The 13625-nt window shown below is 35.4% G+C and carries 11 protein-coding genes; 8 read left to right on the top strand and 3 right to left on the bottom strand.

Annotated features, from left to right (window positions below):
* Nucleotides 1–13: 13 nt before the first annotated feature.
* From KC460_01060 to KC460_01050, 3 genes are all read right to left on the bottom strand, one after another.
* A complete protein-coding gene (locus tag KC460_01060) occupies nucleotides 14–997 on the bottom strand; it encodes a hypothetical protein (protein ID MCA9769940.1) in 984 nt (327 codons plus the stop codon).
* A 62-nt stretch (nucleotides 998–1059) separates the two neighbouring features.
* On the bottom strand, nucleotides 1060–2004 hold the full coding sequence (locus KC460_01055; GenBank protein ID MCA9769939.1) for a hypothetical protein: 945 nt from the start codon (nucleotides 2002–2004) through the stop codon (nucleotides 1060–1062).
* Between the two features lie 61 nt (nucleotides 2005–2065).
* Nucleotides 2066–2599, bottom strand: coding sequence for a hypothetical protein (locus KC460_01050; protein ID MCA9769938.1), 534 nt, complete (start codon nucleotides 2597–2599; stop codon nucleotides 2066–2068).
* A 221-nt stretch (nucleotides 2600–2820) separates the two neighbouring features.
* Here KC460_01050 and KC460_01045 point away from each other — a divergent pair, with 221 nt between their 5' ends.
* The 8 genes from KC460_01045 (at nucleotide 2821) to KC460_01010 (ending at nucleotide 13516) form a co-directional block, all read left to right on the top strand.
* Nucleotides 2821–4245, top strand: coding sequence for a proline--tRNA ligase (locus KC460_01045; GenBank protein ID MCA9769937.1), 1425 nt, complete (start codon nucleotides 2821–2823; stop codon nucleotides 4243–4245).
* Between the two features lie 25 nt (nucleotides 4246–4270).
* Complete coding sequence (locus tag KC460_01040) at nucleotides 4271–5170, top strand: tyrosine recombinase (GenBank protein ID MCA9769936.1); 900 nt, start codon at nucleotides 4271–4273, stop codon at nucleotides 5168–5170.
* 109 nt (nucleotides 5171–5279) lie between these two features.
* Nucleotides 5280–6416, top strand: a complete 1137-nt coding sequence (dnaN, locus tag KC460_01035; GenBank protein ID MCA9769935.1) for a DNA polymerase III subunit beta — start codon at nucleotides 5280–5282, stop codon at nucleotides 6414–6416.
* A 21-nt stretch (nucleotides 6417–6437) separates the two neighbouring features.
* On the top strand, nucleotides 6438–7490 hold the full coding sequence (gene recF / locus KC460_01030; GenBank protein MCA9769934.1) for a DNA replication and repair protein RecF: 1053 nt from the start codon (nucleotides 6438–6440) through the stop codon (nucleotides 7488–7490).
* Between the two features lie 366 nt (nucleotides 7491–7856).
* Nucleotides 7857–9014 (top strand): hypothetical protein, encoded by a 1158-nt coding sequence (locus KC460_01025; GenBank protein ID MCA9769933.1) that lies wholly within the window; start codon nucleotides 7857–7859, stop codon nucleotides 9012–9014.
* A 12-nt stretch (nucleotides 9015–9026) separates the two neighbouring features.
* On the top strand, nucleotides 9027–9536 hold the full coding sequence (locus KC460_01020; GenBank protein ID MCA9769932.1) for a heavy-metal-associated domain-containing protein: 510 nt from the start codon (nucleotides 9027–9029) through the stop codon (nucleotides 9534–9536).
* A 100-nt stretch (nucleotides 9537–9636) separates the two neighbouring features.
* Nucleotides 9637–11880: a hypothetical protein gene (locus tag KC460_01015; protein MCA9769931.1), complete on the top strand. Its 2244-nt coding sequence runs from the start codon at nucleotides 9637–9639 to the stop codon at nucleotides 11878–11880.
* A gap of 25 nt (nucleotides 11881–11905) precedes the next feature.
* Nucleotides 11906–13516 (top strand): hypothetical protein, encoded by a 1611-nt coding sequence (locus tag KC460_01010; GenBank protein MCA9769930.1) that lies wholly within the window; start codon nucleotides 11906–11908, stop codon nucleotides 13514–13516.
* Nucleotides 13517–13625: the final 109 nt, after the last annotated feature.

Here is a 13625-nt window from a genome sequence, read left to right as displayed (position 1 = left end):
AATAGACCATTATTTATCTTTTAGACATTTCTTTCGTAACATTTGTATTGGTAGTATCTATTTTTTTTTTCTCTTCTATTATCTCGTTATTTTTATCATCATCAGTATAAGTGCATACTTTTGCCATTGTGGTATTAAACAATGAATCAAATAGACTTTTGTTAAGTCCTGTTTCGCACATTTTTTCCATTGGTTTTTTGAGGAGTTTCCAAGCAATCGCTCCACCTCCAAAGATAGCAGCAACTTTTTGTGCATTTTTGTTTGTTCGTATCATACCAACGATGCCAGTACCGTAATGCTTTTTTAAGAGTTTGTCTGCATACCAAAAACTGAAACTTCCGGCTAACCCAGGAGCAATAATTTCACCAGCTGGCCCATAATATTTCATATATTTGCCCATTGACATTACTTTTTCTTTTTGTTGTTGTGGATTTAATTGTCTATATTTATGGATATTAACCCAAAGGGCATTATTAAAAATTGTTGCTCTAAATAGATCATCATCATCATTAGACATAGCATAAAGATCAATATTTTTAGCTTTATTTCCTAATGACTTTTCTTCACTTAATGTATTTCTAATTTTGTCTGCACACTCATAATCTAGTAATTTAGAACCATTCTCTAATGATTGTATGGTGACGGATGCTCTTGATGCAAGATCTACCGGCATATAAAAGTTTTTACCAACATACCATATTGCCATTACACCAAACCTCATAAAAGGATGCTGTCTATTCAAAGAATATTTAATGTAATCGTTGAATGTACGTTGGTTGGTTTGATATCCTAACTTGTTTAATGTGTTCATTGTATTTTCATATTTTATTATTTGCTTCACATTTCTATTCAAGATGTCATTTTTTTCTAAAGATAGTGAATTGAATGCAGAAAAATGTGCATAGGTATCATTTTCTTTTTTTTTCATGCTAAAAATATCTATTGCATTAAAAATAAGTGCATAGGCAAATACTAAACTATATATATGTTGTTTCATGAGAAATTCCCCCTAAAATTACTATATTAAAATATTTCGTTTTTGTTTCAAACAGCTGACTGTTATTTATTTTTTAGCAGTTTTTCCTTTTTTAGTGTCTTTTTGCTATTATCATTATCGGTGCAAAGACACACTTTTACTGTATTATTAAATAAAAAATTAAACGGACCCTTTGCAAGCCCTATCTCAATCGATTTTTGTACCGCTCTTTTTAAAATTTTAAAAGCAATAACTCCACCCCCAACGAGAGCAGCAATTTTTTGCGCATTTCTACTTTTTCGTATCATACCAACGACGCCAGTACTATAATGTTTTTTTAATAATTTATTTGCATACCAAAAACTAAAGCTTCCTGCTATCCAAGGAGCTATAATTTCACCAGCTGGCCCATAATATCGCATGTAGTTACCCATTGACGTTATTGCACGTTCTTTTTGTTGAGAATTCAACTGTCCATATTGATGGATATTAACCCATAAAGCATGATTATCTATAGATACCTTAAATAGATCATATTTGTTTTCATACATTTCATACACATCAAGCTGTTCAACCCTGTTACCGATTAGGCTTTTTCTTAATGTATTCTTAATCTTTTTTTCTTCTTTTGTTCCATTAAGTAATTTAGAGCCATACTCCCATTTTTGTATGAAAACCGATATACTTGCCAAAATATCAATTGGTGTAGATATTAGTCGAGAAATATACCATATTTGCTTAGCCATAAGTTCCATAAAAGCAAATCCTCTACTCCAAGAGTACTTCAAATAATTTCCAAATGAATTTTGGCGCACCGTGCATTTAAAGCTATGTAGTATTCTCATTTTATTTTTATGCTCTATTAATCGCTTTATCTTTACAGTATCATTTTTTGTTAATTTTTCTAGTTTTAATACAAAATAGGGTGAACTAAGGCAATTTTCTTTTTTTTCTACGCTAGAATAAATATCTATCACGCTAAAAATAAGCGTACATGCAAGTATAACATTGCATATATACTGTTTCACAAAAAACCCCCTAACCTAGATGAAATCTCTATTTAAAATGCGTTTCTTTTTGTATAACTTGCTACATACTACTTTTATACATTTGATTTATTTTCTTTTTAGTATATTGTTTTGCACGGTTTTCTTGGTGTAAAATAAGATATTTTTCACCCCAAAAAAGGCCCATCACTGAGCTAAATAGCATTAAAACTGTTGGAAGTCCCGGCTTTTTGCCGAAAATTTCACGATGCGTAAAGAGGCGTAAAGAAGTGGTGATACCTGTTAGTAAGTTAGAGCTGAAAAAGCAGACTCGCTTTAGATAGTCATTATTTCCAACATGCCATGCTTCATGAATAAGTGTTTTATTTTTTTTCTCGTGTGTTGATTTTTCGAATCTATCTTTATCTAGACAAGTTGTATTATGCGTGCTGTATGCTTCTGGGCCACTAGCATCATTTACAAAAAGAAGAGAACATTTTGAGGGATCTTTCCCTAATGATTTTAGTGCCTCATTGTATATTGTTTTATACTTTTCAAAAGAGTTTTCTTGCATTGAGTATAACGAAAAACCAACAAATAAAGATACAAATGTTAGTAAATAATTTTTTCTGGTCATTTTAATGTTACCTTATTAAGCAAGGTTGTTATATTATAGTGCAATCATCACATGTAATTAAATGTATCATAATGTAAAACAAAATCAAGCGCTTAATTCAATTGGGAATTTTCGGGCATCGGTTTTTTCTATGTGAAATATTCTAATGCAGCATGACTTTTACATACTGATTTGCTATAATCCGGATGTTATAATCTTTATTTTAGCTGTGAAAGTATGTTATGAGTGACCAGTTACCTGATATTAAAAAAAAGTTTCCAGAATGGTACATAGATGTTATTTATAAGGCTCAATTGGCTGATCAATCCCCTGTTCGAGGAACAATGATTGTTCGTCCCTATGGCTATGCCATTTGGGAACGTATAAAGAGCCGTTTGGATACACGTATTAAAGAAACTGGGCATGAAAATATGCTTTTTCCTCTTTTAATTCCAGAATCTTTTTTGAAAAAAGAGGCTGAACATGTTGAGGGTTTTGCACCAGAATTGGCAGTTGTTACTTATGCTGGCGGCAAAAAATTAGAAGAACCGTTGGTAGTACGTCCAACATCCGAGACTATTATTCATTATATGTTTTCTAAATGGATCAACTCATGGCGTGATTTACCACTAAAAATTAATCAGTGGGCTAATGTTGTTCGTTGGGAACTACGGCCACGTCCGTTTTTGCGTACTACAGAATTTTTTTGGCAAGAAGGGCATACTGCACATGCAACACGTGATGAAGCGTATAAAGAGGTTATGCAGATGCTTGGTGAGTATGTTAGCCTTGCACAAGATTATTTAGCAATTCCAGTGATTGCTGGTAGAAAAACAGATAGCGAAAAATTTCCTGGTGCTGATATTACTATGACTTTTGAAGCTGTGATGCAGGATGGTAAAGCACTGCAAATGGGGACTTCTCATTTGCTTTCTCAAACGTTTGCACAATCATTTAACATTACGTTTCAAGATCAAAATAAGGAGCAAATACATCCCTGGTTGACCAGCTGGGGTACCACAACGCGTTTAATTGGTGCAGTAGTGATGACACATGGTGACCAGAATGGTTTAGTGTTACCACCAAAAATTGCACCAAAACAAGTGGTGATTATACCAATTATGAAAAAAAATACTGATAACAAAGTAATTCTTGATGCTGCACAAAAAATAAAAACAGAGCTTGGCGAAAAAGTGCGTTGTCATGTTGATGATCGCGAATACAAAACACCCGGTGCTAAGTTTTATGAATGGGAACTTAAAGGTGTACCGATTCGCATTGAGCTTGGTTCACGTGATCTGGAAAAAAAGCAAGCAATAGTAGCAATTCGCTTTAACGGTGACAAGAAGGTGTTGCCACTTGAAAGCGTAGTGCAAGAAATACAAGTCTTACTAGAGGTAATTCAAAAAAGCATGTTTGAAAATGCGCACAAGCGTTTGAAAAGTATGTGGCAGAAAGGAGCTAAGCTTATCGAATTTGGACCAACACTAGAAAAAGAAAATGGTATTTATCAAACTGGGTGGTGCGGTAAAGACACTTGTGAGCAACAGCTAAAGAAATATAAAGCATTTACTCGTTGTTTGATAGAAAAAGAGTCTTTTTTTGATGAATGTTTTAATTGCTCTGAGCCAAACAAAGGTGATGTATTGGTAGCAAAAGCATATTAACATATTTTGTACTAAAAGTGATATTATGAGTGAAGCATTGGTTGCTAAATTTGAAGCGTATCTATTAACTGAAAAATGTGTTTCTCATAATACGTTTGCTGCGTATAAGACTGACATTGGGCAGTTTATGAAATTTCTAAAAAAGCAGAATATTACCCTCAAAAAAGCTCATCAAGATAATATAAAAAAATATTTGCATCATTTAAAAGCACAAAAAATGAGTGCAAGGAGTATGTCTCGTAAAATATCATCGTTAAAATCATTTTTTAAATATTTATCTGAGCATGCTAATTATAAAGATATTGCTGAAAGCGTTACCTTTCCAAAGCTAGAAAAACAACTTCCTAATTATTTACCAGAAAATGAAGTGGAAAAATTATTGCATGTTGCTGACAGGGACATAACTCATAATGGTATTCGTAATAAAGTAATGCTGTATTTATTATATGTTACTGGCATGCGCATTAGTGAATTAGTTAGTGTCACTATTGGTGAAGTTCGTTTTGATACAGGCTTTATATCTGTGAGTGGTAAAGGCGGAAGGGGGCGAATGGTTCCGCTTCCACAACCAATGATAAAACTTCTTAGGCTATATTTGGAGTCTATACATAAGGATTTTACACAAAAAAAGAAAAAAACAAATTACTTATTTCCCACGTATTATGCTGGAAAAGTAAAGCCAATCACTCGCCAAGCATTTTGGATAATTTTAAAAAAAATATGGGCGCGTACTGGCATTAAGCGCACTATTTCGCCACATAAACTTCGCCATTCATTTGCAACACACATGCTTAAGCATGGGGCAAATTTGCGCTCGCTTCAATTGCTATTGGGACATGAAAATCTTTCAACAGTACAAATCTATACACATTTGGAAACAAGTTACTTAAGGCAAGTGTATGACAAAAAGCATCCACGTTCTTAAAAAATGTATTTAAAGAGTAAGGGATTTGCTTGATATCTTTGCTGTTATACATAATATAGATATACTGATCGTTGCACATTTGCATCACATTTGTGAAAAAGGATTTTTTATGGAAAATAGATTTATTATAGAACAGAAGCCGCTTTTGGCAATTTTGTCATCTATGCAACCCATTTGTGGTAAACGTACAGCGCTTGATATTACAAGTTATATTATGTTTAAAGTTGGACATAAAGAAGTTGTACTCAAAAGTACTGATTTAGAAATCAGCCTACAATCAAGTTGCGCTATTTCTGAAGTGCAAATAGATTCACCGCAATCATTTTTAGTTTCGGGAAAACGTATTTTTGATCTTGTAAAAGAACTGGAAGGTGATATTACTTTTAGTTTTAATGGTCAGCAATTGGAAATTAAAGCTGGTACTGTTGATGTTGCACTTAATGTAAAAGATGCGCAGGAGTTTCCACCATTTCCCGAGCGCATAGAAAACTTGATGCAATTGGAATCACCATTTTTGCTTGATATGTTGGGTAAAGTTGCTTTTTTAATTCCACAAAATAATGCAAACCCAGCGCTGAACGGTTTGTTATTGGAAATTGATGATACTGGCTTGACCATGACAACAACTGATGGTCATTGCCTTGCACAAGTTCGTACACCAAAGTATACACTGAACGAATCTCAAAAATGGCTGTTACCACGCAGGGCCGTTTTTGAAGTAAAAAAAATTTTAGAATCTGATGATAGAAAATCAGAAAAAGATTCGGCAGTCTTTTTTGGTATGTGTTCAAATCAATTGGTTGTTTCTGGCGAATCGTTTAACTTTTTTACTAAGTTGTTGGTAAATGAATTCCCTGAATATTCTGCAATTTTGGACAAAAAGGGATTTACTCCAGCAACAGTTGACCGTGCACAACTGGTTAAAACGTTACGTCGTTCTGCTTGTTTACTATCTGGTCAATTTATTGCAACAAATTTTGATTTTACTCCGAATGTATTGCAAGTATCCATGCATAATACTGAGGTGGGAAAACTGCATGAAGAATTGCCGCTCGATAAATTTAATAGCGATAAACTGGCAATTAGATTTTATGCACCTTATGTCTTAAATGGATTACAGGCGTTTTCAGATAGCACTCTTCGATTCCATTTGAAAAATTCTGCAAAGCCAATTATTTTTGAGTCAGATGTTAATGAGCATCATGTTTTATATTTAGTGATGCCTGTTTCTCCAACTAATCAATAAGAATAATGGGGGTATAAGGATGTGGAGTTAACACACCTTCATATAAAGAACTTTCGCTGTTTTGAGCGAAAAGCATTTGATTTTACAGAGCCATTGGTGCTTGTTGAGGGGCCCAATGGCTCTGGCAAAACATCCTTGCTAGAAGCGATACATTATGCATGTTATGTTCGCTCGTTTAGAACGTATTATCCAGCGCAACTTGTTCGATTTGAACAAGAAGCATTTTTTATTAAAGTTGGATTTGCCTACGCGCAAGAGCGACATGAACTACAAATTGGTTTTGCGGATAAAAAACGATTAGTAAAATTGAACCAAAAACCAGTTGCGAGTTATAAGCAAGTGCTTGATCATTACCGTGTTGTTACGCTTACTGAAGATGATCTTTCACTTATAAAAGGTGCGCCTGAGGGTAGAAGACGTTTTCTGGATCAGCTTCTTGTTCTGCAAGGTGCCGAGTACCTTGGGTTGCTAAAAAAACTAAAAAATATTGTAGATAATCGTAATAGCCTACTCAAAAATGGTTTTAAACGTGGCGGTATTAACCGGACATCATATGATGTATGGACGCAACAATTGAGTAGCTGTAGTGACATAATTGCTGCATTGCGTAAAGAGGCGCTTACTCAGCTGGAAAAGGATGTTAATTTTTTACTACATCGCTATGTTGATCCAGAGCTTTCAATTCATTTTACGTATGAGTGCAAAGCATTTCAAGAGGAACTGTTTACCGCCGAAACCCGTTCCGGGCGCTCACTTTTTGGAGCTCACTTGGATGACTTTGCAATACAATTTCAGCGTAAGCAGTCGAAGTTATTTGCTTCTCGTGGACAACAAAAGCTTATTATCGTGTTGCTCAAGATTGCGCAAGTAGAGCAGCTCAGAAAAGTAAAAGGATCGGCTATTATCTTGCTTGATGACTTTATGACAGATTTTGATGAAAATCGTACAATATCCTTGTTGTCTGCATTGCAAAGTTTACGTTCGCAATTAGTTTTTACAAGTCCAGTTCAAGAGAGTTTTTTCAAGGATCAATTGCTTGATTTAGGCGCGCAGAGACTAATATTGACACATTGAATTGAGAGTCCGGATCTATACTATTTTTTTTATTTTTTACTGTTGACAGCCATAAAAAAATTAGTTAGATTATTAGTGAACTTTGAGGTAATTCGGATGAATCAAAGCTTAAAAAAATTATCTAAAAGTTTGACATATAAAATTTTTTCGATACTATATATAACATATATTGTGTGTGTTGTATCAAAGCACAACTCGTGTATACCGTGAAAAGGTGTACGTGATTAATCTAGGCTTCATTACTACTCTCCTTTTTTCCATCGCATTGATTTCGGTCAATGCGATGGTTATTTTTTGTGTTATTCATGCTATTTCCTTTTCTCCTTTCATTATTTTAAGTACGCTTACACTAAAACGGTGAGTGCTATGATAAATAACCAGTTTGCCTTTTTATTTTTTATTGCTTTAAGTTGTGCTTCCTTAGAGCTTTGCGCTATTTCTTATTTATATCCCGTAGCAGTGTGTGATGCTTTTGGAGAAAAACAGATTTGTTGCATCTACCAAAAATCACTTCATAATCTTGAGCTTTGGCTATACAACATACGCACCCAACAGATAGAGAAAGCGCTGTGGTCTGTATATAACCCAGCAAATGTTCAATTTTGCTCTGATGGCACTCGGTTTAGCTTTATTGATAATGGTAGGGTTCGTGTTTATTCATTTTTAAAACGCTCAGCACGCTCACTTGAATTTACTGAGCCGCTTCATGATGTTACTTTTGTTGAATGGGCTGATAATAATCATTGTTATTTTAGCGCGAAACAGCATGGGCATTATGCAATATTACAAACAGATATGGACGGTGATATTGCCCACATACTTTCAGCCTATGATGCCGATTATTTGTATCCACAAAAAGTTGGTAATCAGCTTTTTGTAGTCAAGCGGGTCTATTTAAATACTGGTTATCGATATCAAATTATTAAAGTTGCTTATAAAAGTACAAAAAAAAGAAAGACCGATGCAGCAACTGATTTGTTTGGTACAATTGGTGATGTTGATCTGATCCAAGAGGATATATTGACTGATTCAGTATTTGAAGACATTCAAGATCAAAAAAAAGAATATGTTATTTTAAGTACTGGAACTCAAGTTGTTGCATTTTTATCAATGGTTAGTAGCGCAAAAGGTTTTTTTGCTCGTTTTAAAGTACCAATAGATCAACGCACAAATATGGTTGAGCTCTCATATCATGGTATCTATAAAAATGGAAAATTATGGCGAAGCAACAAATTATTTAGTTTCTCAGTTCCCACAGGATTAATTTCTGGCCCCGATCGTTTGCATGAATCGTTACTACCGCTATTGCCACGTTATTTTGATAATTTATTATATTATGCAAGTAGCTCATCTAATTGTGACATGACATTGTATCAGTATAATCTATCTACAGGACAAATTAAGTGGATTGGTTGTCCAGATAGTACTTGTTTTGCGCCATTAATGCATAAAGGGAGGTTGTTCTACGGGATAGCAATCGAAGGTGAGATAGATCAGAAATTATTGGATAGTATATCACTATAAAAAGGAGCGCTAATGAATCATAACAATCAAAAAAGCAATCAAGAAGGTTATACATTAACTGATTTTATGCCACTGATATTTATTTTTACCGTCATAATTGGCATAACAGTAATACATCAATTGTATTATGGCTGGGACGTTACGAATGCCATGCGAATTTTTATGGCAGCATTTTTTTTAGTCTTTGGTGGATTTAAGGTAATAAATATTGCCGGATTTGCAAAAGCATATGCGGAGTATGATCTTATTGCTGCGCATATGCCTCAATACGGCTACATATATCCATTTTTAGAGGTTGGCCTAGGGTTTGCTTATCTTACGGGATGGCAGCCAATTATTATTAATAGCTTTGCGCTTATTCTTATGCTTGTTAGTGCTGCTGGCGTTTTTAATGAATTGCGAAAAGGTAAGCAGATTATATGTGCATGCCTAGGTGTTGTTTTTAAAATTCCAATGACGTACGTTACCCTTTTTGAGGACCTATTAATGGCTGGTATGGCATTTTTTATGTTGCTTACATGATACCATATTTTATGGCAGAAAAAATAAGCAATTATATTGCAGTTTTTTCATCAATATAGTTAGTTATAAGAAGCACATGTTTTTAAAAAAAGGAGACGGTATGGTGCGCTATAATGATATTGTGAGGAAAAGTTTTTTTGTATTCTTGTTGCTTTATGTGTTTAATAGTTTTGGTAAGCATCGTGGGCCGCAGCTGCAGCCAACTGGGTTGCTTGTTACTAATAATGCCATTGCATTGAGTCAATCGGACTTTGATAGTGGCTCATATCGTATTCAAGAGTCCGGATACTACTATCTTACAGAAGATATCATCTTTGCTCCCATTCCAGCTTCTGAAGCATCAAGAACTGATAAGCCAGACGTTGGCTGGTTTACCGCGTTGTCAATTGAGTGTGATAATGTCGTTTTTGATTTGAATACAAAAACATTAGAAACAAGCCAAGATTTCATAGATACTCATTCCTTTAAAGTTTTTTCAATGATTGAGTTAAATAATTCGCCATTTCCACATTTTTTATTTGCATATCCAGGAGAAACTGAGATAAAAACAGCAAAAAATGTTTTGATTACCAATGGGACCTTGGGCCGTTCACCACATCATGGTATTCACGGTAACGGAAATGTGAATGTGAGAATAGATAACTTAATTATAAGAGATTTCGAGGTGGCTGGTGTTAGTTTGAATGGTTTAAAGAGTGGAGAAATGAGACACCTGGATATCTCTGGTATCGAACATGAAGTGCCATTTACTGGGTTGTTGGCTGTTATCAACATGGCTTTAGTTGAGCTAAACAAATTGAAAGATGGTGGAGATGTCAATGCCCAACCGTATATTACCGCTTTAGAAATTATGGCAAATGATCCTGCCCAAAATGGCTCTGATCATCCAAGCGCTACCCATGATGGCAATGCGTATGGCTTGTTTTTAAATCGTACCGTAGATGTTGGTCCACTACCACTTCATTGTACCGATGCGACAACCAACTGTGTTATCATTGAGGATGTAACTGTATGTAATATGAAATCAAAAGTTATTGAAACAATTCATATACAAGATAACAATGGCATCACTCTCAAGGGTGAGCGCTTTGGCGTTATGCGTTGGGCTGATGCCTATCCTGATGGTACATTTGCTCCTAATGCATTATTAAAAGCGCAAACATATGCGGTCAATGAAAATCATCCTGAGCTACTACCCGAAGGATTTGCTAATAATATTCTTTCTGATTCTCCAGATGAAACCACCTTTTTAAGCCAGGTAAAGCCTGGGTTTGTTGGTGATTTTGCTGGTCATACAGATAAAGGGGTTTTTGGTATACGCGTTGACTGTGGCCATGGTGTATATATTAAGAATTGTCGTGTTTTTGGGTTGGAAAATATTGGTGATAAAGGGCACTTACTTTCAGATATTCCTGCTGGTGAAAATTATGACTTTGATCAAATACGCTATACAGGAAATGATGTGTATGGTGTCTCATTGACTGCATGTCATAACTGTTCTGTTGTTGATACATCTGTTTTTGAGTGTTCCTCTACCAATGGAAATGTTAATGGCGTTTCAGTTATAAATGAATCATCAGTAAATGATTTTATTAACTGCTTATCAAATGATCATGTTGCCTTTTTAGATAATCCTTCTTCTGTGGTAAATCCTTCATCTCATGTCTATGGTTTTATTGTTGATAATACTGCGAATTCAAACGAGTTTACCAATTGCCAAGCTCAACTACTTGAATCACCTCGTTATTGCTATGGGTTTTCTATTGAAGGATCTCGAGCGAATCTATTCAATAGCTGTACCGCTTTTGATAATAAAGCAACCTCCAGTTTGACTTTAACAAGCGAAAAGCGCGCTATTGGATTCCAGCTATTGGGCACAGAAGGAACGGAATGTAGAGAGTGTCAGGCAATAAATATGTATTGTTCTGGAGAAACAGACGCAACAGCAGAATCACAATCAATTGCTGCAGGTTTTTCTATCGATAAATCTGATAGCAGCAATGATACATATACCATTATTACTGATTGCCAAGCGAATTCAAATAACGGTGGCGCAGGCAAAGGATATGGTATGTACGCTAAAAATGCCCAATATATGACAATCACAAACAATGGATTTGCAAATAATAGATCTGATGGTTCATTTGGATTTGGCTATGGTATGGCAATAACTGAAGCCGATGGATCATTTATTATACGTAACATCGCACACGGAAATCACACTAACTTTGCTGTTTCTTATACCGATCCAGGTAAAGTAATACCATTAATCTATGGAAGTTATTGCGCTCTTGCAAGCATGGAGAGATTGAAAGAGGGCGTTAATATAAGTCTTATGAGATAAGAAAATAAAAAAAGGAGAAGTAATAATGATTAAGCGTATATATTTTTTAGCTTTATGTATGGTAATGGTATGTGCGGGCATGCTTTATGCTGATTCATGTTGCGTTACGGCGACAACAGATTCTGATTCTTGTGAGGATGAGTTTTGTAAGGCGCCATTTATTCCACGATCTCAAGGTATATCACTTGCTCGATCTTATGTCGGATCAAATCGTTTTATTCATGAATTTGAATCGAACGAGGATTCTTTTGCCTGGTTGTTTAGTATGGCTCTTGAGTATTACCGAAACAGAAATAGGGATACTCTGGGTTCTTATTTTTCTTTTAACAAAGGATGTAACTCTTTTATTGTAGGCCCAGATACCACTGCTGGGGGTACTGACACTAATATTCGTAACGTTGATTTGGGTTTGTCCAATACATTTAAAAGTAGAATAATGTTAAACCCTAAAATTCAAAACTTTGTTATTGAGCCGTCATTTTATGTTGATTTAGACTATCATCTTTCTGGTGCATGGTTTGATATTCGTTTGCCAATAACATGGACGCAGTGGAAACTTGATTGCTGTGAAGAGATTCTAGAAAAAGGTGATGCTACTTTTGCGGCTAACTTTGTTAGGAACACCAATGATCCAGTTGCAGTTGGAGCAACAAGCGCTTTGGATGCATTTGCAGGTAAATCTACCTTTGGCGACAAGAAAAAAGGGCTTGAGCGTTGCAAAATTGTTTGTTGCGAAGAATCAAAATGGGGTGTTGCCGATGTTACTATGAATTTGGGGTGGAATTTTGTTTCAAAAGAAGACTGGCATGTTGCTTGGTATTTCCGAACCATAGCGCCAGCTGGCGGTGAGCCTGAAGGGGCGCATATTTTTGAACCACGTATTGGTAATGGGAGATGGCAGGTTGGTGGTGGATTTCATGGGCAAGCACTTTTTTGGAAATTGGAAGATAAAGATATCAGCGTCAATGGTACTTTTGATATATATGCCACACATCTTTTTGCCCGCCACGTATGCCGCTGTTTTGATTTAAAGGACAACGGTTGTGCAAGTCGATATTTGTTGCTTAAGGAGTTTAATGTTGACGGAGACTATAATAATAATCTTGTTAATTTTGCAGACGTGTTTTCTGTTGTTGTCCGCTCTCATTTTGATTGGCAGATGGAGCTTCTTGCTGCAGCACGCATCGACTATAAAGCGTGGAGTTTTGATCTAGGTTATAATCTTTGGGCGCGTGCACGCGAAAGATTTGACTGCGATAAAATTAGGCTATGCATCTGCGGCTCTGATTTGGATGAAAAAGATTATGGCATTAAGGGCTTGTCAGGTGCTGGGGGATCTAGTATTGGTTTAGTTGATCCAACGTCAACGATAATAATGACATCAGGAATGAATGTTGATGCAGATTCTAATAGTAATCTTTTGAATCAGCACAATATTTTTAGCAAACTTGATTTTGATCGCAGTCGAGCACCGCGCGCAATTTCACATACGTTGTTTGCTTACGGACAACATATGTGGAAACGAGAAGATTATTCAGCGTTTTTAGGTGCCGGATTTGACATCGAATTTGGCAATGGAAACAAAGCACTCGACACATGGGGCTTGTCGATAAGGGCTGGCATTTATTATAGCTAAAATCAACGATACCATCGATTAGTAAAAGCTTTTCGAGGGTATCTATTTTTTTACATAATATACATTATCAGAAATAAATCATTCTTTGCTACCACATAAGAATTTCATG

Source organism: Candidatus Dependentiae bacterium, assembly GCA_020431705.1.
Classification (GTDB): Bacteria; Babelota; Babeliae; order Babelales; family Vermiphilaceae; genus JAGQHQ01.
The sequence above is the reverse complement of the archived record's forward strand: the minus strand, read 5'-3'. Positions and strand labels throughout refer to the sequence as shown.

Coding starts and splice junctions, on each gene's coding strand:
- KC460_01060 (MCA9769940.1), bottom strand. CDS start 997: ATGAAACAACATATATATAGTTTAGTATTTGCCTATGCACTTATTTTT.
- KC460_01050 (MCA9769938.1), bottom strand. CDS start 2,599: ATGACCAGAAAAAATTATTTACTAACATTTGTATCTTTATTTGTTGGT.
- KC460_01045 (MCA9769937.1), top strand. CDS start 2,821: ATGAGTGACCAGTTACCTGATATTAAAAAAAAGTTTCCAGAATGGTAC.
- KC460_01040 (MCA9769936.1), top strand. CDS start 4,271: ATGAGTGAAGCATTGGTTGCTAAATTTGAAGCGTATCTATTAACTGAA.
- dnaN (MCA9769935.1), top strand. CDS start 5,280: ATGGAAAATAGATTTATTATAGAACAGAAGCCGCTTTTGGCAATTTTG.
- KC460_01025 (MCA9769933.1), top strand. CDS start 7,857: ATGATAAATAACCAGTTTGCCTTTTTATTTTTTATTGCTTTAAGTTGT.
- KC460_01020 (MCA9769932.1), top strand. CDS start 9,027: ATGAATCATAACAATCAAAAAAGCAATCAAGAAGGTTATACATTAACT.
- KC460_01015 (MCA9769931.1), top strand. CDS start 9,637: ATGGTGCGCTATAATGATATTGTGAGGAAAAGTTTTTTTGTATTCTTG.
- KC460_01010 (MCA9769930.1), top strand. CDS start 11,906: ATGATTAAGCGTATATATTTTTTAGCTTTATGTATGGTAATGGTATGT.